Annotated in this window: 21 protein-coding genes; 13 read left to right on the top strand and 8 right to left on the bottom strand. The window is 47.2% G+C overall.

Annotated elements, in window-relative coordinates; translation table 11 throughout:
- Positions 1 to 117: 117 nt before the first annotated feature.
- Positions 118 to 2,706, bottom strand: a complete 2,589-nt coding sequence (locus HGH91_RS31060; RefSeq protein WP_211092201.1) for a c-type cytochrome — start codon at positions 2,704 to 2,706, stop codon at positions 118 to 120.
- 262 nt (positions 2,707 to 2,968) lie between these two features.
- The gene (locus HGH91_RS04985) at positions 2,969 to 4,048 is read right to left on the bottom strand and encodes a hypothetical protein (protein WP_211092200.1); all 1,080 of its coding nucleotides are present in this window, start codon (positions 4,046 to 4,048) and stop codon (positions 2,969 to 2,971) included.
- A gap of 212 nt (positions 4,049 to 4,260) precedes the next feature.
- Here HGH91_RS04985 and HGH91_RS04980 point away from each other — a divergent pair, with 212 nt between their 5' ends.
- Positions 4,261 to 5,130: an ATP cone domain-containing protein gene (locus HGH91_RS04980; RefSeq protein WP_168737323.1), complete on the top strand. Its 870-nt coding sequence runs from the start codon at positions 4,261 to 4,263 to the stop codon at positions 5,128 to 5,130.
- A gap of 27 nt (positions 5,131 to 5,157) precedes the next feature.
- A complete protein-coding gene (locus HGH91_RS04975; RefSeq protein ID WP_168737322.1) occupies positions 5,158 to 6,666 on the top strand; it encodes a DNA polymerase/3'-5' exonuclease PolX in 1,509 nt (502 codons plus the stop codon).
- Between the two features lie 80 nt (positions 6,667 to 6,746).
- On the opposite strand, the gene HGH91_RS04970 is transcribed toward HGH91_RS04975, so the two are convergent.
- The gene (locus HGH91_RS04970) at positions 6,747 to 7,586 is read right to left on the bottom strand and encodes a universal stress protein (RefSeq protein ID WP_168737321.1); all 840 of its coding nucleotides are present in this window, start codon (positions 7,584 to 7,586) and stop codon (positions 6,747 to 6,749) included.
- Between the two features lie 11 nt (positions 7,587 to 7,597).
- Positions 7,598 to 8,431, bottom strand: a complete 834-nt coding sequence (locus HGH91_RS04965) for a universal stress protein (RefSeq protein ID WP_168737320.1) — start codon at positions 8,429 to 8,431, stop codon at positions 7,598 to 7,600.
- 298 nt (positions 8,432 to 8,729) lie between these two features.
- Here HGH91_RS04965 and HGH91_RS04960 point away from each other — a divergent pair, with 298 nt between their 5' ends.
- Positions 8,730 to 9,188, top strand: a complete 459-nt coding sequence (locus HGH91_RS04960) for a pyridoxamine 5'-phosphate oxidase family protein (protein ID WP_168737319.1) — start codon at positions 8,730 to 8,732, stop codon at positions 9,186 to 9,188.
- Positions 9,189 to 9,247: 59 nt separating this feature from the next.
- Here the strand turns inward: HGH91_RS04960 and HGH91_RS04955 are convergent, their stop codons facing one another.
- A complete protein-coding gene (locus HGH91_RS04955; protein WP_168737318.1) occupies positions 9,248 to 9,649 on the bottom strand; it encodes a hypothetical protein in 402 nt (133 codons plus the stop codon).
- Between the two features lie 349 nt (positions 9,650 to 9,998).
- Between HGH91_RS04955 and HGH91_RS04950 the strand changes: the two genes are divergently transcribed.
- Together HGH91_RS04950 and HGH91_RS04945 are read left to right on the top strand one after the other, a co-directional pair.
- Positions 9,999 to 11,558, top strand: coding sequence for a PAS domain-containing sensor histidine kinase (locus HGH91_RS04950; RefSeq protein ID WP_247651649.1), 1,560 nt, complete (start codon positions 9,999 to 10,001; stop codon positions 11,556 to 11,558).
- A 4-nt stretch (positions 11,559 to 11,562) separates the two neighbouring features.
- On the top strand, positions 11,563 to 12,621 hold the full coding sequence (locus HGH91_RS04945; RefSeq protein WP_168737317.1) for a response regulator: 1,059 nt from the start codon (positions 11,563 to 11,565) through the stop codon (positions 12,619 to 12,621).
- A gap of 1 nt (position 12,622) precedes the next feature.
- Here the strand turns inward: HGH91_RS04945 and HGH91_RS04940 are convergent, their stop codons facing one another.
- Positions 12,623 to 12,997: a hypothetical protein gene (locus HGH91_RS04940; RefSeq protein WP_168737316.1), complete on the bottom strand. Its 375-nt coding sequence runs from the start codon at positions 12,995 to 12,997 to the stop codon at positions 12,623 to 12,625.
- Positions 12,998 to 13,362: 365 nt separating this feature from the next.
- On the opposite strand from HGH91_RS04940, the gene HGH91_RS04935 reads away from it, so the two are divergent.
- Positions 13,363 to 13,890 carry a hypothetical protein gene (locus HGH91_RS04935; RefSeq protein ID WP_168737315.1) on the top strand — a complete coding sequence of 176 codons (528 nt, stop codon included), beginning with the start codon at positions 13,363 to 13,365 and terminating at the stop codon, positions 13,888 to 13,890.
- 91 nt (positions 13,891 to 13,981) lie between these two features.
- Here the strand turns inward: HGH91_RS04935 and HGH91_RS04930 are convergent, their stop codons facing one another.
- Entirely contained in the window at positions 13,982 to 14,932 is a 951-nt protein-coding gene (locus tag HGH91_RS04930; RefSeq protein WP_168737314.1) for a 1-phosphofructokinase family hexose kinase, read from the bottom strand.
- A gap of 266 nt (positions 14,933 to 15,198) precedes the next feature.
- Between HGH91_RS04930 and HGH91_RS04925 the strand changes: the two genes are divergently transcribed.
- On the top strand, positions 15,199 to 15,582 hold the full coding sequence (locus HGH91_RS04925) for a VOC family protein (protein ID WP_168737313.1): 384 nt from the start codon (positions 15,199 to 15,201) through the stop codon (positions 15,580 to 15,582).
- A 47-nt stretch (positions 15,583 to 15,629) separates the two neighbouring features.
- On the opposite strand, the gene HGH91_RS04920 is transcribed toward HGH91_RS04925, so the two are convergent.
- Positions 15,630 to 16,583, bottom strand: coding sequence for an AraC family transcriptional regulator (locus HGH91_RS04920; RefSeq protein WP_168737312.1), 954 nt, complete (start codon positions 16,581 to 16,583; stop codon positions 15,630 to 15,632).
- A gap of 264 nt (positions 16,584 to 16,847) precedes the next feature.
- Here HGH91_RS04920 and HGH91_RS04915 point away from each other — a divergent pair, with 264 nt between their 5' ends.
- From HGH91_RS04915 to HGH91_RS04890, 6 genes are read left to right on the top strand one after another with little or no spacing between them, the layout of a single operon-like run.
- Positions 16,848 to 17,732, top strand: a complete 885-nt coding sequence (locus tag HGH91_RS04915; RefSeq protein ID WP_168737311.1) for a sugar phosphate isomerase/epimerase family protein — start codon at positions 16,848 to 16,850, stop codon at positions 17,730 to 17,732.
- A gap of 7 nt (positions 17,733 to 17,739) precedes the next feature.
- Positions 17,740 to 18,906: a mandelate racemase/muconate lactonizing enzyme family protein gene (locus HGH91_RS04910; RefSeq protein ID WP_168737310.1), complete on the top strand. Its 1,167-nt coding sequence runs from the start codon at positions 17,740 to 17,742 to the stop codon at positions 18,904 to 18,906.
- Positions 18,907 to 18,936: 30 nt separating this feature from the next.
- Positions 18,937 to 19,422, top strand: coding sequence for a VOC family protein (locus HGH91_RS04905; RefSeq protein ID WP_168737309.1), 486 nt, complete (start codon positions 18,937 to 18,939; stop codon positions 19,420 to 19,422).
- Positions 19,423 to 19,425: 3 nt separating this feature from the next.
- A complete protein-coding gene (locus tag HGH91_RS04900) occupies positions 19,426 to 20,373 on the top strand; it encodes a 2-hydroxyacid dehydrogenase (RefSeq protein WP_168737308.1) in 948 nt (315 codons plus the stop codon).
- Positions 20,374 to 20,428: 55 nt separating this feature from the next.
- Entirely contained in the window at positions 20,429 to 21,286 is an 858-nt protein-coding gene (locus HGH91_RS04895; protein WP_168737307.1) for a ThuA domain-containing protein, read from the top strand.
- A gap of 38 nt (positions 21,287 to 21,324) precedes the next feature.
- Entirely contained in the window at positions 21,325 to 24,519 is a 3,195-nt protein-coding gene (locus HGH91_RS04890; RefSeq protein WP_168737306.1) for a PVC-type heme-binding CxxCH protein, read from the top strand.
- Positions 24,520 to 24,800 lie beyond the last annotated feature (281 nt).

Here is a 24,800-nt window from a genome sequence, read left to right as displayed (position 1 = left end):
CCGGCCGTAAGTTAGTATTGTTTTAACAATTTAATAGGACGCCTGGTATCGGCTAAATGAGAAAGGACCGGTAAGCGGCAACTTACCAGTCCTTTCGTTTAGTTGAAGACAGTTTGTTTAAAGCGATAAAATGTATCTCACAATTTTCCGGGCATCAGCTGTGCTAAGTGCCGGATGCGGTATCATCGGAGTGGTGCCCCAGTTCCCACTTCCGCCGGCAATGACCTTGCCGGCCAGCTTGTTAACGTTGATGTCGCTGCGCTTATACTTTTGTGCAATGGCTTTGTAGGATGGACCTACCAGTTTTACATCCGGCCGGTGACATGCGGCGCAATCGAGTTTTGCAAGTAGTTGCTTTTCTGTAGCAAATGCAGATGGCGTGACAGTTCTTTTCGGCGTAGCTGTTTCCTTCTTTGCCACCGTTGTTGATGTAGCAACTACCGTGGCAGACTTTTCTGTTGGTTGAAAATTTTCGAGTTCTGAGATCGTAAATAATGCCGAACGATTTTCTGTCAATGTCCTTATTTTTTTGACCTCTTCCGGCGTTATTACCGTAAAATCAGTACGGGATGGTCTGAACCGGTAATGCACGTAGCTGAGTACATTCGACACCCATTCATCGCTGTTGGCGGCGCCGAGTGGCGCCATCACATCGGGATAGGTTTTACCGTCTATGGGCCCGGACAAACCATGCAGGAGAATGTTGATGAGCATATTAGGGTTGCCGGTCCGCGGTGAGTTAGCTAATGGCGGGGCCGCCATAGGAGCACCGCCAATGGAAATGCCTTTCCCGTTGTCGCCATGGCAGGTGGCACAAACCTGCTGAAAGGTTTCCTGTCCTTTAAGAATGACCGCCTTTTCATTTGCAGGAATACCGGCCAGATCAAATCCATACATTTTTTGATTCCTGTTTTTTTCTATCAACGACGCAATAGCCACCAGGTTTTTGGTATTGCCTCCCGATTGCGCAAAATGCTCCTGTATCTTTTTGGATTCACCGGGTGCATAATAGGCGAGGGTAGCCACCAGCTGTGCCTGTACATCGGCGTCGGACTCGCTTCCCTGGCCTGTCAGCAGATCCTTTACACCCGCATCATGGAGTTTGAGAAACGGCTCGCTGATAATAACCGCTGCTTTACGAACCTGCGGACTGGCATCTTTCATCGCTGTTGCCAGGATGGATGAGTTAACGGCATGCAGACCTTCCAGTGTCCATAAAGCATGCAAACGGGCCAATTCATTGGTATGTTTCTCCAGCATGCTAACCAGTGCCGGCAGCACAGACAGATCCTGGCGTACAATCAGCTCCTTTTGTGCATTATCTCTCCACCAGCCATTGGCATGGGAAAGGTAAGACACCAGGGTGTTTCCATCCTGTGCTAGCAGGTTAGGTTTAGGGCCAGGCCGGTATCCATCATGTATCAGGCGATAAATTCTTCCATGGCTGATATTCTTATCCAATCCGCGTTTCAGTATCTCCGGTCTCAGGTAGCTTCCTTTACGGGTCCAGTTACCTTCCTGGATAATGCCTCTATGCATATCTACGATATATAAACAGCCATCCGGTCCATTGGCCGTATTCACCGGCCGGAAATTCATATCGGTAGCGGCAATGAACTCTTCCTGCTGATAGGCATTCTGCAAAACCCGGATACCTTGCTGGTTGGTGACTTTGGCGCGGCGGATTAACCGGCCCACGGGTTCACAGATAAGAAGATCGCCTTTCAGGTCGTCCGGGAGCGCATTTCCCCGGAAGATGGATTGCCCACAGCAACCGGTAAAATGATTCAGCGTGCTATCGGGGCGTAGCCTGCCTGGTCCTCCCTGCACATCCGGTGTGGCGATAACAGGCCATACGGCGTTGAAGCCATCGGCTAGTTGTTCGGGAACATCATACCGGCCATAGAAGGGGTTTAGCTGGAAGCCATAGGCAGGCACTTCGCCTCCGGCGGCAGAGAAATATAGCCTGCCGTAATCATCGTTGCCAATGCCCCATTGTCCATACCCGGTAAACATCGTATCTGCAACAAGTTTATCGTTGCTATACCGGTACCGGAGATTTTCATAGGTAACGTATATCCTGTTGTCAATATTCCAGATAAGGCCGCTGCGCTGGTGTTCCAGGTTGCCGCTGTGCGGGGTGCTGTTACCGAATACCTGTACTTTCTTGTCTGCTTTGCCGTCCTGGTTTACATCTTCATAAGACCAGATGTTGTTTGTATAGGTTTCGCTCACCAGGAGCTTTTTGCCTACACAAAGGATCATACGCGGTAGTACCAGGCTATCGATATAGATGGTGCTTTTATCCATCACACCATCGCCGTTGGTATCTTCCAGCAGCGAAATCCTTGACAGGGGGGCGTTCTCGTTTGATCCATCCACATCCTGCATATAGGTAAGCATTTCGGATACGAACATACGGCCGTTGCCATCCCAGGCGATGGCCACCGGTTCCTTCACCATCGGTTCACTGGCCACCAACTGTAAATGGTAACCATCCGGTACATGAATAGCTGCAAGGCTTTGTTCGGTTGATAAATAAGCGCCATCGGGGTTCGACTGTACTATTATTTTCCCTGAAGAATCCCTGGGCAACTTTTCTGTGGCCGTTGTTGGCGCAAATGCTGCATGTCGGGGAATACTGCAATGGTAAATTAGCAACGAGGCGCCGGCAAGTAAAAATGTAACAACAGATCTTTTTTTCATAGCTAAAAAATTACAGCTGTCGATTGGCAGCTGTCCGCTTATATTTTTTATGGAGGTGATGAGCCAGTTTATGCAGAAGGCTAAATTCCTGTTATTCAGTTAATTCTGCTACCGTAAAATTGACTATTATCAATGCTTTTTTTTCTTCGCCGGCCGGGTTTTATAACGTGGTCTTGTCAAGTCAGTTTCGGTACATTAAATATACAAAAAGGAACAGGAAGGTAAAAGGAGAATGAAAATGTGGGGTTTAATGCAAAGTTTATTATTGATACTGGATATACACTGGTTGCGGATAAAGTGCCAGCACTTCCGCAGGTTGCATCAGGTGTCGTCCAGTTGCTATATCGTTTTTATAAAACAGTTTAAACCCTGTAAACTGAACAGGTTCTCCGGATATCCAGCACTGATAACTGTCTTTCTTCCGGGCTACATCGCCAAATCCATCCATATTCATGACCACCTGTACTTCCGGTGTAAGATGGATGTTCTTGTAATTAGTGACCATCCCCTGGGTAAAGCGGTGTACAACCAGTATTTTAGGGGGAAGATGATGTTGCTGTACGAGGGCTGTCAGCCAGGAAATGGCATAGTTAATATCGGCTGCATCAAAAGTGCCAATAGATGAACAGGGTGGACGCTGATTTTTCATGGAATATTCGGGATCTATGCCCAGGTGGACATCCGGGCGCGCCAGGTATTTCTCTAATAGCGGCAGTTCGTCTGTTAAAGTACTAAGCCCAACCTGCACATCAAGGAACACGATGGCATGGGCTTTTGCTGCCAGGAGGAGTACTTTGTTAATTTCGCTTTCAGGCATACGTTGCCGGTACTTTCCGTCTTTCCCGGGATTGCCCTGCGCGGTTACTACAATGTAGTGTAAAGCCGGCATAACAGGGATGCAGGTATCGGCCATCTTCCACTTGTGCACTTCTTCGTCCAGTTGCTTCAGCATACTGTCGACTGGTAAGGCACCCAAAATGCCCATTTGAGCGGAGTACAGATTACCATAAAAGGCCACCACCCGGTGGTAAGGTAATAATGCACCAGGTAAGGGATACGCGGTTCTTACCGGCCATTTTGCAGAGGGCTTTTGGTGAACCAGGTGAAGCAGGAGGGTATTGTATTGCGAGGTGTCGGTGGCGGGATCATGACTATTTTCCAGCTCCATGGCTGCCAGGGATGGAGGTATCCTGTCCCGGTGCGGTTTTCCTGTAAGCTTCACATCTTCCCATCGCCGGAAGGATAACACATCAATATCGGTAAAGGCGTATAGTGCCAAAGCAGCCAGCCATAGCGCTGCTATTGTAATAAGCAATCCATTCACCAGTTTCTGTAGTATCATACCCATTTTTTAAGATCTTAATCAGCCCAAATTTCTTACTGCTAAATTAGGTGTTTAAAGGGCCAGCGATAATGACATCGCTCATTGCCCGCGTTGATTATTGTCAGGTTTTTAAACAGGCAGATACATGACCACAATCAGGCAGCCGCCTAATGGAAGTCAGGTAACAACTGTTGGCTTCAGCATAAATTAGTGGTTGAAATAGACCAATTATGAAGCCCACGCAACCATCCATATTTGTAACAAAGTCCAACGGAGAGGTCGTACCGTTTTCACCGGAGAAAATCAGGCAATCACTGAGTAAATCCGGCGCAGGGCCGGAATTGATCGAAAGCATCATCCAGGAGTTATACAAGCAGGTATATCCCAATATGCCTACACGGATGATCTACCGGATTGCCTACAAATTATTGAAAAAGTCGTCTCGCCCGGCGGCAGGCCGTTACCGGTTAAAACAAGCCATTTTTGAGCTGGGACCTTCCGGTTTTCCGTTTGAGCAGTATATCGCTGCGCTCTTCAGGCAGGCTGGCTATACGGTTACTACCAACAACCTGATGGCCGGGCATTGTATTACACATGAGGTGGATATTTATGCCGCTAAAAACAACCGGGCTTTCATCGTTGAATGCAAATACCACCAGCTACAGGGAACGCATTGCGATGTGAAAATCCCTTTATACGTACAATCACGTTTTAAGGACATCGCCTGGAAGATGAAAGAAGCGAATGTTGACGGCGGACAGGAATACCGTGGCTGGCTGATTACTAATACCCGTATTACTCCCGACGGCACACAGTATGCGGTTTGTATGGGATTAAATATGTTGTCGTGGGATTACCCGGCAGGGAAAGGGCTGAAAGATATTATCGACAGGTCTGGCCTTTACCCGGTTACCTGTCTTTCAACGCTCAGCCGTCACGAAAAATATACGCTTTTAGAGCAGGGGGTGGTGCTATGCCGTACCCTGTTGGAAAAGCCGGAATTACTGGCTGAGGTAAATATCAGCGGCCCCCGGTTAGAGAAGGCGATGATGGAAGTAAAACACTTGTGTGAACATATTTTGAAAATGGAATGGGTTTGATTTCCTTATCAGCAAAAACGAGTTTATATGAAAACGCGTGCAAATACCAATGTAATTCCCGGCACACTGGAGCAATTGACAGATATTCGGGGCATTACCGCAGATAAAGTAAAGGACATTTGCCAGCAGCTTGGCGTGTGTAATTGGCGGGAGTTGACTACTGCTGTTACGTTGGAACAACTCGAAGGTATTCCCTCGCTGACGCCTGAAAACAGGAGGAATATCCGGCGGGCTTTAAAGCTCGATAAAGATGCAGACCATCGTCTGCAGTTGTGGGATGCCATGATACAGGGCAAAGAGATACTGCATAGTATCCGGCAGTTTCCCGAAGTAAAAAGAGCATCTTTTGCCGGCAGCCTCCGGAGAGGTAAAGACACTATTGGCGATATTGATATTGTAGTACAGGTAGCCGGGACCGACAGGAAAAAACTGCTGTATAAAATTGACCGCATGCCGTTGACAGACCGCATCATTGCTGCGGGAAAGTCCCGGATTTGCATATTGTTACATAATCAGCTGCTGGCATATTTCTATCTCACTGATCAACAACATTATGGAGCCACCCTGCTTTATTATACTGGTTCCAACCGCTATAACTTTTCCCTGGAAAGCGTGGCCGCACAGAAAGGATACCGTTTTGAGCCAGACGGCTTATTTGACCTGAAGAACAATCAGTACCTATCCACTGAAAATGAGGAAGAGGTGTTCCGTCATCTGTTGCTGGATTACACACCACCTGAATTAAGGGAAGGGCAGGAGTTAATTCCTGCTGCCAACCAACATAAGTTGCCTTCCCTGGTTACTTTCAATCAGGTTAGGGGTGATATGCAAATCCATACCAGTTGGAGCGATGGAGAGGAAAGTATTGCACGTATGGCGCACTATGTATTCAGCGTATTTCCGCATTACCAGTACATGGTTGTTACCGATCATGCGTCCCGTGAGCGGACAGGTCATGTGTTGCGACCCGATGATATTTCGCGTCAGGCTGCCGAAATAAAAGATATCAACGATGCCATGGGATATGATTATGTTAAGAGGGGAGTAGAAGTAGATATACTGGAAAATGGGGAGCTGTCGTTGCCCGATGACCTGTTGAAAACGTTTGACTGGGTAATAGCATCGGTTCACAGCCATTTTACAAAGGATAATACGGCCAGGCTATTAAAAGCCTGTGACAATCCTTATGTACATTGCATCGGCCACCCCAGTGGCCGGCTGATCGGCTCCAGGCAGCCTTATCCCGTTGACTGGGACCAGGTATTCGCCAAAGCCGCTGCCACCGGCACGGCCATGGAAATAAATGCACGTCCCAACCGGCTGGATTTAAATGATACATTGGTAAAGCAGGCAATTGCCAATGGCGTAAAATTAGTCATTGATACCGATGCCCATACGTTGGCACAATTCGATTTTATGCAATTGGGTATCTGGGTAGCCAGGAGAGCAGGTTGCTGTCATGCCGATATCCTGAACACTTTTACCTGGGAGGAGATTGAAAAATTTAAACATTCAGGGCGGAATGCCATCGCCTAGTTGCTTCCATATTGTTCCCCAAAAAAGAACGTCGCTACCAATTGATAGCGACGTTTCCTTTTATATCACCCAAATTGCTGTTATGGATGTGTTACAAACACGGGAATATTGGTAGTGCGTAATATGCTGTCGGCATCACTGCGATGGAAAAAGCGGGATATGCCGCTTCTGCCAAAGGCGCCATAGGTCACTATACAATCATCTCTACGGATCAGCAGTGCCAGGAATTCAGTAGCAGGCTCTCCATTCAGAATGGCATATTCTACTTTAGAGTAATGAGCGTCCAGGTAAGTTTTTAAGTCGTGTTTAAATGGGATGGCGGCCTGGTCATTTTCCGCCACATATACCACTCTTATTGCTGTATCGGCGTATTCCGGGAAGAGTAGGGTAAATTGCCGGATGGCATATATAGAAGAATAAGTTCCATTATATGCGAATATTATTTCTTTGACAGGTACAGGTATATCTGGTAATACCATCACGGGACACTCGGCTTCGGCCAGAATATCTTTTACGAACCTGGGTGGATTGCTATCGGATAATGCAGCAAAGGAAGTGCTGTTGCTGACTAGTATAAGATCTGCAAACCTGCTGGCATTCACGATTTCTGTCACGGGGGAACTCACCGATTCTTTTAGGATAATATTAATATCATCATTCCCGCAAAGCTGGCGCAATTGTTTGGTATTTTGAGTGATCTGCCACTGCAGGGCCACTCTTGCTTCAACGCTGATCTGGCTATACCCGATAACGGAAGGCTCAGGGAATACACTTGCCGGCACCGCAGCAACGCCTGCGGTAAGGTTGTCGAGGCAAATGACGGTAAGTTGACTATTGGTTTGCCGGGCGAAGTATTTGAACCCTCTTACCTGGTCGTCGGAAAAGTGCAGGATATCTATCACTGCTATCACTTTTTTCATAAAATAGTTGATTAATAGTGTGCAATAAATACAGGCTGATTTACGAGGTCTATTATTGGTGCTGCCGGGTTAGGAAGTATGATAGTAGATAACAGTCCCCGCCCATATGCACCCATTACAATAAATACTTTTTCTCTGCCAAAGAGATATTCCATTAACGCGCCGCGTACATTGTCATCCTCAATCATCATCATCTCTACCTGGTCGTAATGTATATGCAGCCATTCGTCAAAGAGATCGTTATATCCTTTCACTGGCCGGGCGGCTTCCGTAATTCCCAGCACGGTCACTTTCTTTTGACGCAGGGCGGGAAACAGGTGAGCAAATTGTTTGATGGCAAACATGGATGATTTACTGCCATTGTAAGCGAATACTATTTCATCAATACCATCAAACTCAGTGGGGGCGATCACCACAGGACATTCAGATTTTTCCAGCACTTCCCGGGCAAAAGCAGTGGGCGTATTTTCTGGTTTCCAGGAGAAGCTGGTGGTAGCGTCCATTACCAGCAGATCGGCATAGCGGCTTTCTTTAATTACCTCGGCGGCCGGCATACCTGTATTGGTATGTATCTCATAGGTAACACCACTGGTGGTACAAATGTTTTTGAATAGGGACACATTTTCGTCCCTGTATAATTGCTTTTGTACCTCCAGGGGAGTACCGGGAACAGGAGCACAAGCCGCCATTTCCTGTAACGCTTCTCTCGACCGGAGTTCCAGTTCCTGGTTTTCCAGGAAAACACCAGTTATTTTTGAACGGGTTAGGTTGCCCAGGTAACAGGAGAAGTTGAGGCATTGCCTGCTGAGGGCCACGGCATCTGAGATAAACAGTATCTTTTCCATAAGAAAAATTTTAATCAGGCTCGATAAAACCACCAGGGAGCCATGACTACGACGGAGGACGTTTGTAAAATGGCAACATTGTCGTAAGCATGCTCCTTTTGATAATGCTAAATTATGACGTTGCATCCGCGGAAAAAATGATTGTTCTCACTGCGTTTACTGACAGAAATCATGAAAGGCGGAAACTGCCTGAAATCATACTGGGTAATGACCTGCGTCATATTTCCGGTGAGTGAGATGGACTTATCTTTAAACAAAAAACAGGGAAAAGAGTTATTTTAGTATAAAAAACAATGCTATGTTAGGTGAATTAAATAATGAAGAAATAGACCAGGTTTTAGCCAATAATGTTACGGGGCGCATCGGATGTACGGAAGATGGGAAGGTGTATATTGTGCCCATCAGTTATGCTTTTAATAATACCTACATTATTGCACATTCCAGGGAAGGTATGAAGATCGATATGATGCGGAAACATCCACTGGTTTGCTTCCAGGTAGATGAAATGACGGATCTCAGCAACTGGCGCAGTGTGGTGCTATGGGGCAATTACGAAGAGATAACAGATCCAAAGGAAAGATACTATGCCATGAAATTCCTGGTGAGCCGTTTGGCGCAGCTGCCGGTAAGTGAAACGGCGGGTGTTGCACAGATGCACCAGGAGCTGCAGGCGGAAGAGAGTACTGCTCATATTATCCGGCCGGTAGTATACCGGATCCGTATTAAAGAAAAAACCGGCAGATTTGAAAAAGGATAATCAATCTGCCAGCAATAGTCAATTTGGAGGCCGGCAATTGCCGGCCTTATTTTATTGCATCAGTCTTCCGTTTCCGGCTCTTCTGGTAAGTTAAAAGTAGGATGCTTGGCAGGCTTCCCCGCATTGTTCAGCTCTTCCAGCGTCCAACCGTCCGTGCTGGTAGTTTCCAGCCATAGAGTGCCTGCCCTGCGGAGAATTTGTGCGCTCAGTCCATATTGATAACTCAAATCATGTTCCACAGCAGCAGCTGTTCTATAGTAGCTGATATCCAACCAGCCAAAGCTGTGAAGCATCCTTATTTTTTCAATGGGAGTATCAGGAGATATTTTCTCCTTCTGAGGGGAGCCTTCTCCCTTAATATGTGCCCTCTTGAAGAATTCCAGTTTCAGGTAGGGATACATTACCTGGAATCTGTCCTGTATGTCCCTTATCACCGCTTCTTCACTAATATATATATGCATAACATGAGCTTTTAATATCCAATACAAGTATACTATCATTCAGCCCGCCGGAAAATGAGTGTCATCAGGGTGTTATATGACAGCCGTCATATACCTGGCCGGCAGATAACAGGAAATTGACCTTCTAATATTTCAGGTATGTCGACTACCAATATAAACACAAAAATAACCGCTACAGCGCAGGAGTTACCGGGTGGCATACGAACGCTGGAAGAGTTTTCTGCGGCGCTTACCTTGATATAAACCCATAAAATCCTTAACTTTCCCCCGGCGGGGAAAGGATTTCGCCGCCGGGTATTTTTGGGAGAATAGAGATTTCATTATTACATTATATCACCTGACTGACATTATGAGTCTATCTATTGGCGACCTGGACATAGATTTTCAGTTAAGCATATTTGCCGCAATATTGGAGAATGTCCCCGGGCTTGTAGCCGTCAGGGAGTTGGAAAGCGGCAAGCTGATTTATATTAACGATACCGGGATTAAAATGTTGGGAACCGACGATTACCCGTCGCTGGAACTCATCATGGATCAAAACCAGGTAGGCATAGGATCCAGCATGGCGGCTAAAGAGCGGGATCTGAAAAATATAACCGGGGAAACCTTTAAAGGAGTCTACGAAGAAATCCTGCTGAAACACCAACACAAGAATTATTGTTTCTTCCGGATCACCGATATGTTATCTGACCGGCATTATAAACAACAGCTTAATAAAGAACTGGCGCGGTTTGGCGCCCTGTTTGATTATGCCAGTATCGGGATCCTGGTGGCGGGCCAACAGGGAGAAATTGTGCTTATTAACGACTTTGCACTGCACCAGTTTGGCTATGAGCGGGAAATGCTATTGGGAAAAAAGGTGGAAATCCTGATTCCTCATCATGTTCGTCAGCGCCACGTGGGCCATCGGGAAAAATACAATGCTAACCCGCAAAGCCGGCCAATGGGTATTGGCCTGGATTTGTACGCCGTACATAAGAATGGGAACGAGTTTCCCGTAGAAATCAGCCTCAGTCACTATTCCAACGAGGAAGGAAACTTTGTTATCGCCTATATCAGCAACATCACAGAAAGAAAAAAGGTGGAAGAGCGGCTGGAGAAAGTTTACAGTGAACTGGAAAAGATGGTGGAAGACCGGACTATCCAGTTGCGCAAGGCGCTGGAGGAGCTGGAAATATCCAAAGAGGAATTAACAGTCGCCCTGGGCAAAGAAAAAGAACTTGGCGATCTTAAATCGCGTTTTGTGTCGATGGCTTCCCATGAATTCCGTACCCCCCTGAGCACGATTCTTTCCTCGGCTTTCCTTGTAAAACATTATGATACAGATAAGGACCAGCCAGTCCGGAACAAGCATATTCAGCGTATCATTAACAATGTAAGCCTGTTGACCGATACCCTCAATGATTTCCTTTCTGTGGGGAAAATTGAAGAAGGTAAAATACAGGTGAGAGAAATTGAATTTGATATCGAAGAGCATTTCAATACCATTATCCAGGAAATGCAGGGCATCATGAAAGAAAACCAGTTGATTGATTACCGGCATAGTGGTGAGCAAAGTTTAGTGCTGGATCCCTCGCTGACAAAGCATATTGTGATGAACCTGCTGGGGAATGCCATTAAGTTTTCGCCATCTGGCAGCCAGATAACTATTGAAACCGTTAAAACACCAGAAACCTTCAAACTGGTGGTAAAAGACAATGGAATTGGGATGTCTGAGGAAGACCAGGAGCATCTTTTTGAACGCTTCTACAGGGGCGGTAACGTTAGCAACATCCAGGGAACAGGCCTGGGGCTGCACATCGTTCAACGATACACTGAGATGATGAAAGGAAGCATTCAATGTGAAAGCGAATTAAATAAAGGCACTACCTTTACTATTATTTTCCCTGATAACCATGACAATCCCTGATAGCATGAAGAGAATATTGCTTATTGAAGACAACGACGAATTACGAGAAAATACCGTAGATATCCTGGCCATTGCCGGCTATAGCGTATTAACGGCGAATAATGGTAAAACAGGGGTGGAAATGATCCTGCAACATCACCCGGACCTGATCATATGCGACATTATGATGCCGGTACTGGATGGTTTTGGCGTTTTACATCTCATGCAGCAGCATGAAGAAGTAAAAGATACGCCCTTCATTTTCCTGACGGCGAAAACCGAGCGGGCGGATTTCAGGAAAGGTATGGGCATGGGGGCAGACGATTATATTACCAAACCATTTACCGGAACGGAGCTATGGGATGCCGTGGCCAACAGGCTTAGAAAAGCGGCTATCCGGAATCAGCAATTCTCTCCCAATCTCCAGGGACTTAACAAGCTAATGTACGAAGCAACCGGCAAGGAATCCCTGAAAGCGCTGGCAGAAGGCCGGAATATCGACAAGTACAAGAAAAAACAAGTCATCTATACAGAAGGTAATCATCCCTCCAGGTTATTTTTTGTTCAGAAAGGCAAAGTCAAAACCTGTAAAACCAACGATCTGGGTAAAGAGCTGGTCACCGAAATTTATGGTGACGGCGACTTTTTTGGGTATACCGCTTTACTGGAAGGATCTGTTTATAAAGATACGGCAATAGCCATGGAGGAAACGGAAATTGCTGTTATTCCTTCAAAGGACTTTGAAGAACTACTCCATAATAACTATGAGGTGGCCCTGCAATTTATCCGCATGTTGGCGAAGAATGTAGCTTCCAGGGAGCAGCAGTTGCTGGGACTGGCCTATAACTCTCTCCGGAAAAAAGTTGCAGAGGCCATCATTAATCTTCACAAAAAATACAACCCTAAAAACGAACCTCCTTTTATTGTGAAAATAAGCAGGGAAAACCTGGCCAATATTGCAGGCACTGCTACAGAATCGTTGATCCGTACATTAAGCGATTTCCGTGATGAGCAGTTAATAGATATCAAGGAAGGTTCCGTTGTCATCCTGGATGAAAAGAAGCTGGCCAATTTGCTGTACTAATTTATGTAAGTGATTGGCGCAGGTACCTGCTGAAATCTGATGCCAGTTCGTTAAAACTTTGTTGCAGCCGCTCTACCTTTACCGCCACCCCCTGTTGCAGCGCGGTAACGCTTGCCGGCAGGGGGGCGGCAATGGCCTGCTGCTGTATAATTTCCTGCAATTCCCTTACCTCATGCCGGAGCAGCACTACCTGTTCATCCATCATCAGAAACCGGTGCTGGAAAATTTCCAGGTCGCCCAGGTGGCTTTTTTCGAAGTCATTGGCAAGCACCCTGGCCAGCTTGGTTTTGAAAAAAATCGTTTCGTCTTCTACCACGCTTAGAATATACTTCCAGGATTCGTGCTGTGAAAAATGGCCGTTCAGATTATCATGCATTTGTCAGATTATTTAATCATTAAAGAGCTAAGGTATTGCCAAACAAAGCCACCGTATATGACCGGGATCAGTATTCTTACTGTTTATAGTCATAACTTGCAATAGTTACCGCGACAATATTTCCGTTGACAGTTTATGCCTAAACTGGTTATCTATCCATAGCTAATTCTTTGGTTCAAAAGTAGCGTCATGGCAATAAACGATATATGACCTCCGTTAGCGTCTTACCTGATTATCGTCATCACAGGGATAGTGACAGGAATCAAGCACAGATATGACCGCTATCATTTGTCCGGAGCTGCTACCGGGTTAGCTTTAGATTAAGAAATAATCACTTCTTCCACCACCTTTAAATACCTGGTACGATGCATGCTAATATCTTTTCTTTCACTTACATGGTATCCAATACGGTTGGTTTAATCATGTTGATAGCCGCCATTTTTGCGCCGTTGCTGGCCCGCTTCCTGATGGTGCTGATATTTGTAGGGGCTGCTGTTTTCAACGCTTTTATGGCTATCCGGTCGCCGGAACTTTTTATGGTATATGGTGCCATGACCGTTTCACCGGTTTATGAACAGTTCATTTATGGCGCCTTTCGCAATAATATTACCGCGATTGTCGTGTCGATTTCGGTATGCCAACTAGCAACGGGGATTTTCATTGCGGGTAAAGGCCCATTGCTGAGGCTGGGGCTGGCCGCCGCTACCATTTTCCTGGTGGCAATAGCTCCTCTCGGCGCCGGGTCGGCTTTCCCATCCACCATTGTACTGGCTATCGCTGCCATTATATTGCTGTTCAAGGAAAAACGCCTTTCCGCCCACCCGGTATGGCACGATATCAACTATCACCACCCTAAAATTTCTATTCATGAAAAAGGTACTTCCCGCCATTGACGGAGATAATTTCCCATAACAAGATGGCCAGTAAAACACTTTACTGGCCATTACTGTTTTATCGCTGCATGGTTCTATTCCGCCAATGAAATCAGCTATTAAGCATCAACGATTGTTTTTGGCATACTTCCCTGAAAAGCAGTTGCACATCCTCTTTCTTACATAAGGCAGTGCCAGGATTTAAAGTAGCGGCGGTGCCGCAGGCAACGCCAAATTGTACAGCTTCAAGAATGTCAGTGCCCGCAGACAGGCTATACACAATGCCGGCCAGCATACTATCGCCAGCGCCTACAGTGCTCACACGGCTTACGCCGGGCGCCGGCACTTTTACGGCAAGGTCGGCGGTTACCAGCATAGCGCCTGTTTCTCCCATGGATACCACTACCACCTCACAGCGGTGTTTATGGATAATTTCTTTAGCCACATCAACAATACCGGTTTGACTGAGGGTATCCACCCCTGCAAAGCCCGCTAATTCCCTAATGTTGGGCTTTACGAGGTAGGCGCCTTCACGCAACGATTGCTTTAGTGCTTCGCGGGATGTGTCTACGATAAAACGCGCGCCCTTGATAGCCGCTATAGCACCAAAGGATGCAAATATATCCGGGGGGATGCCGGGAGCCAGGCTACCACTTGCCACGATATAGTCAACATCATCTATTTCCCTGATCTTTTCCAGCAAATGTTGCCATTCAGCCTGATCTACCCAGGGCCCGGGCATGTCCAAACGGTATTGTGCATGAGTGCACATATCGGTTACAATGAGGTTCTCCCTGGTATATCCTGCAATAGGAACAGATAAGGCAGGCACGCCCTCTGCCTGTAAAAGCGCGTCGAAAAATTTTCCGGTATGGCCTCCCGCCAGGTAAACAGCTTTGGCGTTTCCTCCTAATTGTTGAATGGCCCGGGCCACATTAACGCCGCCGCCCCCAGGTTCGAAGATCGGCGCAGTACACGCCAGCTTTCGCTCTGGTACCAATTGCTGTACAGTGGTGCTCTTATCGATAGCAGGATTTAATGTAATGGTGATAATTCCAGGCATATATTGTTATTTTAGTATTTTATATTGCTTATTCAAAGGTACCTGCTACCTTTCCCGGCCACAATGACGGATGTTAGCTGTAATACTGATCTTCGTCAGAAATAGACTGGCGGCCATCCCCGGCAGATCATTTAAAAAACATTATTATTGTTTAATATTTACCAATGATAAAAAGAGCATCCATCATCTTAGCATTGGCTACCTCCTTCAGCGCCGGTTTCGCAGTCAATGCTGTTTTAACCAGGTCCACGAAAAAACAAATCAACATGAAACGAGTAACAGGTATCGGGGGCATTTTCTTTAAATGCAACGACCCCGAAAAAATCAAGGAATGGTATAAAACCCACCTCGGGTTTAACATGGACGCCTATGGCGCAAAGTTTGAATGGCGGCGGGCAGATGACTCCACCCAAAAAGGATCTACGCTGTGGAGCCCTTTCCCCGACAAGACTAAATATTTTGAGCCCTCTTCAAAAGACTTTATGATCAATTACCGGGTAGACGATCTGGAAGCCCTGGTAACAGCGCTGAAAAGTGAAGGCGTGACAGTGTTGGATAATATAGAAACATACGACTACGGCAAGTTCGTTCACATCCTGGATGTAGAAGGCAACAAGATCGAGTTGTGGGAGTCTATTGAAAAAAAGTAACCAATTTTGCAGCAATCTGCTGCAAAATTGTACGCTGGTCCATGGTATTATTCTCCCGTGGAACGGAAACTCGGCGCACTGGCATTACTTTCCTCAAAGGCCTTGCGATATTCCCTGGGAGACTGCCCCTGGTAAATTTTGAACTGCCGGTTGAAATACGAAATATTATCAAACCCGCAGGCATAGCAGATATCCGCGATACCATGATCGGTGCCGATCAACAACTTGGTAGCGTGGCTAATCCTGGTTTCATTCACAAATTGAGAAAAGGTTTTGTTAGTCCTTCTTTTGAAGTAACGGCAAAACGCTGCTTCACTCATACAGGCCAGCGACGCGGCCGATTTACTGTCTACCTGTTGATGGTAATTTTCCAATACATACTTGAAGATGGAAGTCAGCTTTTTTGAATCCACATCTTTATAATGTATTTTCTTCGGGTCCTCCGTCAGTAATGCCACATGCTCCCGGTCCTGGTGCGACAGTTCGTCCAGCAGCTGCAACAATATAATGAGGTTTTTCATTTGCTGGTTGGCCTGGAACTGGAAAAACAGGTTGCTGAAAGAAGCCGGTATTTTCCTGAATTGCAACCCATGCTCAGAGAGCTGCATAAGCTCTTTTATCCTTTTCAATTCCAGCTTGTCAAAAAATTCTTTGCCCAGGAAATCTTCTGTAAACTGTACAATAATGGCATGGGCTACTGCTTCGCTGTCATCTGCGGGAGCGTTGTCGTTACAAAAACAATGCACCAGGCCCGGACCAAACATATAAATTTCTCCCTCGCTAAAGTTCATCACTTTGTTGCCCGCATATACTTTCCCGAAACTTTTTACAATGAGGATCAACTCATGTCCATGATGAAAATGAAAGGTATTGGTAAACCGCGGCTGACAAAATTCCTTGATCACAAAGCTGGCATCTTCCGGGGTAGAGATGTGCCGGTAGGCAACTTTCATAGCGGTACTTTTCTCCGGAGTAGAGATATGTCGGTAAGCAACTTTCATAACGCTGGTTTTAGTACACTATTTATTTTATAACAGTGGAAATTGGAATTATGGTAAATATAGTATCAATATTCTGCAAATGAAGTACTTTTATTTCAACGGTAGTCTGAATAAGTTTGTGAAACAACAGTGAGTTATAAAAATTTCCGTTATGAACCCAACCAGATGGCGCTGTACTGTTAGCTGTTCTTCCCGGAGAATGGTTTATCAACAGCCGTATTACCTGCATACATTCTAAAAACCACTTTATAAACCTGATACTTGATGGAATTAGCGATACACAATTGGATGAGGTCCGAAACGATTGAAACAACCATACAACGGGTAGCTGGTATTGGGTATACCAGGCTGGAAATTGCCGGGAACCCGGAACAGTATGATACCCAAAGCATCAGGAAACTGATGAAAGACTATGGCCTGTCCTGCTGGGGCTCCGTAACGCTGATGCTGGGAGAGCGCAACCTGCTGGCCAGGGATGAAGCCCAGCGCGCCCGGTCCATACGCTACGTAAAAGACGTAGTCAGGATGGTAAAAGAGCTCGATGGCCACATGGTATCAGTGGTACCCGGTACCGTTGGGAAAATTGTGCCCGATGGAAGACCGGAAGAAGAATGGAAATGGGCGGTGGAAGCACTGAAGGAAATTTACAGTTATAGCGAAGGCGCCGGCGTATTGTTGGGCATTGAGCCGATCAACCGGTTTGAAACCTATTTCATCAACAGGGCAGAACAGGCGCTGGCACTGGCAGCAGCGGTAGGGCCGAACTGTGGCGTTTGTCTTGATACCTTTCACATGAATATGGAGGAGGAAGATATGTTCGCCTCCATCAGGAAAGCCAAAGGGAAGCTGGTAGGCTTTCATGTGGCGGATAACAACCGGATGGCGCCGGGAATGGGGCATCTCAACTGGGAAAAGATTGTAGCTACGTTGAGAGAAATTGGTTACAACGATGTGCTCTCTGTAGAATTTTGCGCCCCACTGGATCGTACACCCGCTAATCCTTACCCCGATGCGGTAGATGAAAATCCTGAAAACCTTTCTCCGGAACAGGCAAAATTCCTGGTGGATCATGGCAGCAGTTCCGTTACAGACGCGTTTTACACCATGCTGACGGCCAGGTCATTTAATACTTTATCAAAACTTATTTAAAGAACAGATGAAAATAGCTAATGTAGAGGCATTTTGGTTACGCTGTCCCGTTCCAAAGGAAAAACAACATACGTCGGACTATGGCTTACTGGCAAATTTTGATATGACATTGGTAGTGATCACCACCGAAGACGGACGACAAGGATTTGGAGAGGCCAAAGCGGCGGTAGGATCTTCAGGGGTATGTGCTTCTATTGTCAATTGCATAGAAAATGAATTGAAGCCTTCTTTGATAGGCAAGCGCGTCAAAGATATTACCCGTCTCTGGGAAGAAATGTATAATGGTACGCGCGATCATTATGCTTTGTCGAGAGGCCGCAAATTCCCGGTGCTGGGCAGAAGGGGATTGACGGTATCGGCCATGAGCGGTATAGACACCGCTTTATGGGATCTGAAAGGGAAAATGCTGAATGTACCGGTAATGGATTTGCTGGGCGGCGCCTGCCGGGACGCTATGCCAGCCTATGCCAGCGGTGGCTGGGCGGATGCAGACAATATCGGCACACAATTGAAAGGATATGTGGAGAAAGGTTTTAGAGGCGTTAAAATGCGTGTAGGCGTAATGGATAACACCGTACAAAATAGCATAGCCAGGGTAAAAGCGGCGAGAGCGGCGCTGGGACCAGATATTAAGCTGATGGCAGATGCACACGGTACTTTCAGCGTGCCGGAAGCAAAACAATTTTGCCATGGCGTGCAGGATTGCAACCTCTATTGGTTTGAAGAACCCATCAGTCCCGATAACCGCACAGGCACAGCAGAAGTGAGAGCGTCTACCCATATCCCTATCGCCGCGGGTGAAAGTGAATACACCAGTTTCGATATCAAGGAGCTGCTGGATATAAGGGCCATTGATGTGATACAGCCGGATGCGGCCATCATTGGCGGTATTTCAGAGGCAGCGCGCGTAGCGCACCTGGCCAGTGTACATCAGCTGGAACTGGCGCCGCACTGCTGGGGGTCCGGATTTTCTTTTATGGCAGGACTCAATGTAGCATTTGCCTCGCCTTCTGCTACCATCATTGAGTTTTCCCTGGGTGGAAACCCGATGATGTATGAACTGGTAAATGAACAGATTACGGTGACCAATGGTATGATTGCAGCGCCCACGGCGCCCGGATTAGGCGTATCACCCAACTGGGACTTTGTGCGGGAGTTTACACAGAAAGTTTAGATTAGAAGAGGTACCTGAAAATAATGATGTATGGCTAAAGCACTTAAAATTAACCACGTAACGCTGATCGTCGACAACCTGGAAAAAGCAGGAACGTTCTATCAGCATGAATTAGGCTTAACGCCGCTGGCAGCCTTTAGATTTGATTACCCGGTGATGTTTTTCAAATTCAATGAAGAACAGCAGCTGCATATTTCTGAATGGGAAGATAAGACCTCTTTCCGTGGACATATCTGTGTACAGGTAGATGATTTCAACAGTATTTTTTTCCGTATGAAAGAACTGAATGCGATTGATATTCATCCCTGGGGAAAGGTGAGAAAACTGCCCGATGGCGCCATGCAGATGTTTGTACGCGACCCTGCGGGCAACCTGGTGGAAATTTCCTCTAAACCCGGCGACGACATCGATCCCCGGATATTGGCAGACGAGCTGTATGAAGAAGGACTGTATGTTTCCAACAGGAACGATTTCCGGGGATATAGATCCGATGACGCTACTTTATATCATAAATAACAGATGAGAAAAAACGTATTGCTGCTGGAAACAATCGCGGAGGAAGCGCTGATAGCCCTTCAGGCAGCCGTAAATGTATTCACCGGCTACGATGAAGCAAGCCTGAAAGTAGCGCTGGAACATGGCAACATTCATGCGATCATTACGCGGGGGAAAGGCTTGATCAGCAAGCCCCTGATGGATGCCTGCCCGCAATTGCAGGTGGTAGCCAGGTGTGGAGTCGGACTGGATAATGTAGATGTGTCCGCCGCCACGGCGCGGAAAATCCTGGTGATCAATGCACCGGGCAGCAATGCCGCCACCATGGCCGAACATACCCTGAGCCTGATGTTGATGGGCATGCGTAACATGTATGAATCTATAGCCCAGGTGAAACAAAACAACTGGAGCTGGCGCAATCAATATGCCGGAGATGAACTGAACGGCAAAACCCTCGGCATCCTGGGAATGGGCAATATCGGCCAGCGCGTTGCCCGCCTTGGAGAAGCGTTTGGAATGGAAGTAGTGTATTGGAGCAGATCCGCGCATGACCTGCCATATCAACAGGTAGAGATAAAGGAACTGTTGCAACGGTCGGATGTAGTGAGCCTTCATTTGCCTTTCAACAACGATACCAGTGGGATCATCGGTGTGGAGCAGTTGAGCCTGATGAAACCGAACGCCTGGTTGATCAATACGGCAAGAGGAGCCCTGGTAGATCATACTGCCTTGTTAGAGGCATTGCATACACAAAAAATCGGGGGGTATGCTGCCGATGTATTGCCGGAAGAACCGCCAGCACAGTCGCTCCCGGTGGTACAACATCCAAGGGCTATTGTTACGCCGCATTCCGGCAGTCTCACGATCGCCACCTATAAAAAAATCTGCCAGCTAACGATCAGTAATGTAGTGGCTGCACTCACGGGAAAAAGCCCCGATCCCAATAGTATCTATAATCGCCATGCGTTGTGATGAACAACACTGGTGACGACCGTTATAAAAAACTATAGCCAATAAACGCTGTATCATGAGAAAAATTTGCCTTTGTTTATTGTTGATCATCACGACCACCGGTTTACTCCTTGCACAGTCTTCGCCGAAGAAGCAGCCGCTGGTGGTTTTCGTTACCGGTGATCATGAGTACAGCAGCGAGGAAACGATGCCGCTGATAGCTGCCGCGCTGGAGAAAGATTATGGCATGAAAACCATCGTGCTCAAAGCATCCCCGGATTATAACAGCGAAGAAAATATTCCTGGCCTGGAAGCACTGGACCAGGCAGATCTGGCCGTCTTCTTTTTGCGTTGGCGCAGGCTGCCGCCGGAGCAGCTGGCCCATATTGAAGCCTACCTGAAAAGTGGAAAGCCGGTAATGGGTTTCCGTACCACCACGCATGCGTTTCATTTTCCGGAGGGACATGCCAGTGAAAAATGGAATGCCTTTGGTGAATTTGCCTTAAATGCCCCTCCGGGTTGGGGAGGCGCCGCTAAACATACGCACTACGGACATGAGAGCAGCACAGATGTAAGTATCATTCCCAAACAGGCCAATAACCCGGTATTGACAGGCGTAGCAAAAAATTTTCACGTGCGTTCCTGGCTGTACCGCGTGTTACCGGACTATCCCACAAAAGGTTCCACCTGGTTACTGATGGGAAAGGCCGTAAACCCGGATAAAGCTGCCATCGAAAACCCCGTAGCATGGACAGGTACCAATAGCTTCGGCGGCCGTGTGTTTATGACCACTATGGGCCATCCGGAAGACTTTACACAAGAGCCCTTCCAGCGATTAGTGATCAATGCGATTCATTATGAACTGGGATTAAAAGTACCACGAAAATGGAAAGGAAAAATTGATATACAGGTGCCTTACCGAGTGGCAAAATAAGCAGATAACGTTTCCTGATTCCCGTAAAAATTGTTAAGATGCCCAGCGTATTTAAAATCGGTGCGCGCGTACCGTTGATGTCCATCCTATTGGTAATAATAATACTGGATGCCTGTAAACCCAAGACGCCGGCGCCACTTGCGGTGTCCGAAGGAACACATATTTCCCTGATTGGAGGCAACCTGGGATCACGAATGACGTACTATGATAATTTTGAAACGGAGCTATATGTGCGCTACCCGGACCATCATCTTCTCATTCGCAACATGTGCGATGGGGGAGAAACCCCTGGCTTTCGGCCGCATGCCGGCAGGAATACGCCATGGGCATTTCCCGGTGCAGAAAAATTTCGTCCTGAACTGGCAAAGGAAGTTGCCGCAATGGATAATCCCAGCCAGGGCCGTTTTGAAACTCCCGACCAGTGGTTAACCCGGCTTAAAACCGATATCATTGTGGCCTTTTTCGGCTATAGCGAATCATTTGAAGGGAAGGAAGGACTGGACAACTACAAAGCAGAATTAGACGCGTTTATAAAATGGACGCTCAAACAAAAATATAATAGCACCTCAGCGCCGCAGCTGGTCCTGGTGTCGCCCATTGCGTTCGAAGATCTCTCCGATAAATATGATCTCCCCGATGGCCGCAGGGAAAATGAAAACCTGGCGTTGTATAGGGATGCCATGAAGGAAGTAGCAGCAGCCAACCAGGTATTGTTTGTCGATGCTTTTACGCCTACACAGCAGTGGTACAAGGACACCAAGGAACCTTTAACCATCGATGGCTCCCAGCTGAATGAAGCCGGCTATAAAAAGCTGGGACTCTTGTTGGTGGACCAAATTTTTGGCAAAGCCGCGCCGAAAGCGGAAGCTAACCGGGTGCTCGTGCACGATGCCGTAAAAGAAAAGAACTGGATGTGGCTCAACGATTACAAAATACCCAATGGCGTACACGTGTTTGGCCGCCGGTACGATCCTTATGGACCAGATAACTATCCCGCTGAAATAGAAAAGATCCGTGAAATGACGGCTATCAGGGATACCGCCGTTTGGTTGGCGGCTTCCCAGGGAAAGAAAATGGATATGGCTGCTGCCGATAAAAATACCAAAGTATTGCCGCCGGTTAAAACCAACTACAACCCTGCTAACACCAAGAATGGGAGCCTCCGGTATCTCAGTGGAGCAGAAGCGGTGCATAAGCTGAAAGTGCCGCCCGGCTATAAGGTGGAGCTGTTTGCCTCCGAAGAACAATTCCCTGCCCTCGCTAAGCCCATGCAAATGTCGTTCGACAACAAAGGCCGGTTATGGGTAGCGGTAATGCCGAGTTACCCGCATTATAAGCCCGGTGATGCCAAGCCCAATGATAAAATTATTATCCTGGAAGATACCGACAATGATGGGAAGGCCGATAAAGAAACGATTTTCGCCCAGGGCTTACACCTGCCTATTGGCTTTGAAATTTCGCCGGAAGGCGTGTATGTGGCGCAGGGTACCAATCTTAAATTGTTAGTAGATACTGATGGCGATGATAAAGCAGATAAGGAAGAAATCCTGCTGAGCGGATTCGACGATCACGATACCCACCACAGCAGCCATGCTTTTACAGCCGATCCATCGGGCGCCATCTATTCCGGCGAAGGCGTTTTCCTGCACACACATGTGGAAACTTCTTACGGCACTATTCGCGGATCTAACGGGGGCTTTTACCGCTTTGATCCCCGGCGGCGGAAGCTGGAGCGCACGGCGCAACTGCAAATTCCTAACCCATGGGGCATTGCCTTCGATGATTGGGGGCAACCGTTTTTTGCCGAAACATCCAGCCCCGATATGCGCTGGATGCTTCCCGGAACGGTGTTGCCTAAATATGGCCAGCATACACATAAATCGATACAGCTGATTGAAGAGAAGCATAAAGTACGGCCCACTTCCGGGCTGGAGTTTGTGTCCAGTCGCCATTTCCCCGACTCGCTGCAGGGCGACTTCCTCATCAATAATACCATCGGCTTCCTTGGAACAAAAGAACATACCCTCCAGGACGATGGCACCGGTTATAAGAGTCATCACCGCATGGATTTGCTGGTAAGTGAAGACCCCAATTTCCGGCCGGTGGACCTGGAGTTTGCGCCCGACGGCTCTTTATACGTGATCGACTGGCATAACATCCTGATCGGGCATATGCAACATAATGCCCGCGACCCGCTGAGAGATCACTCGCACGGAAGAATATATCGCATTACATATCCGTCGAGATCACTGGTAAAACCGGCGCATATCGCCGGGGCCAGTATAGAAGAACTGCTGGACAATCTTAAAGTACCCGAATACAGAACCCGGTACAGAACCCGCCGGGAACTGAGAGGACGCAATACTGCCGATGTATTGGCTAAACTGAAAACCTGGGTAGCTAACCTGGACAAAAATGATCCCAGGTATGAGCATCACCTGCTCGAAGGCCTTTGGGTAAGCTGGGGACTGGATAAGGTAGACCAGGACCTGTTAAAACAAGTGCTGAATGCCAAAGACTATCATGCCCGGGCCGCAGCCGTGGAAGTAGTGCGCTACACCGGGCACCAGGTAAAGGACCAGGCAGATTTACTGATGAAAGCCGCACAGGACGAAAATAGCCGCGTACGCCTGATGGCCATTGTAGCCGCTTCGTGGATAGGCAGGGAAAAGGGCCTCCCTATCTTAGCCGCCGCCAAAAAAATGCCGTTGGACGAATGGATGGTCCACGCCTATGAAACGGCCGTCGCGCACTTAAAAGGGGAGAATGTAAAAGATGAGAAAGAAGAAGGCGGCAACACCAAACTAAAAGGCGCTGAACTGGCCTTGTTTAACCAGGGACAAAAGATCTACTCCATAGAAGGATATTGCCGGACCTGCCATCAGCCCGATGGTAAAGGGCTACCCGATTCGGGATTTCCACCGCTTGCCGACTCCCGATGGGTGACCGGAAGTGATGAACGGCTGATTAAACTGGTGATGAAAGGCATCATGGGACCAATAGAAGTAAACAATAAAACATACCCGGGACAGGTGCCCATGACACCTTTCGGCAGCCTGTTGAAGGACGAAGAAATTGCCGCCGTACTTACCTATGTCAGAAATTCATTCGGAAACACCGCCACCGCTATTTCTCCTGAGAAGGTAAAACAAGTAAGAAAAACCATAGAACATAAGAAGGATTTTTATTCTCCCGGAGAGCTGTTGAAAGAGCATCCCATGGAAAAGAAATAACAAATGCCCCGGGCACTGATATAATAGAGCAGGCAACAAGGCCCGGGGTAAATTACTATTTTATTTAGCGAAAATATTATAAGGAAATATTAGCAAGGATATTTAATATTGTTAGGATATCTAATTATTAAAAAACTGGTAGGTAGTCGTCAACCAAAAAACTTTATTTAACTTTTCAGGCAATGGATAGGCGGCCCCCGGGAGGGCACAAGTATCCACTGTAGCGACCCTTGGCTTTCCACGAAGAAGCAGGCCAATCATCTTCCTTTATTTTAAAACAC

The sequence above is a fragment of the Chitinophaga eiseniae genome (genome assembly GCF_012641265.1).
Classification (GTDB): domain Bacteria; phylum Bacteroidota; class Bacteroidia; order Chitinophagales; family Chitinophagaceae; genus Chitinophaga; species Chitinophaga eiseniae_A.
This window is presented reverse-complemented; position numbering and strand designations above follow the sequence as displayed.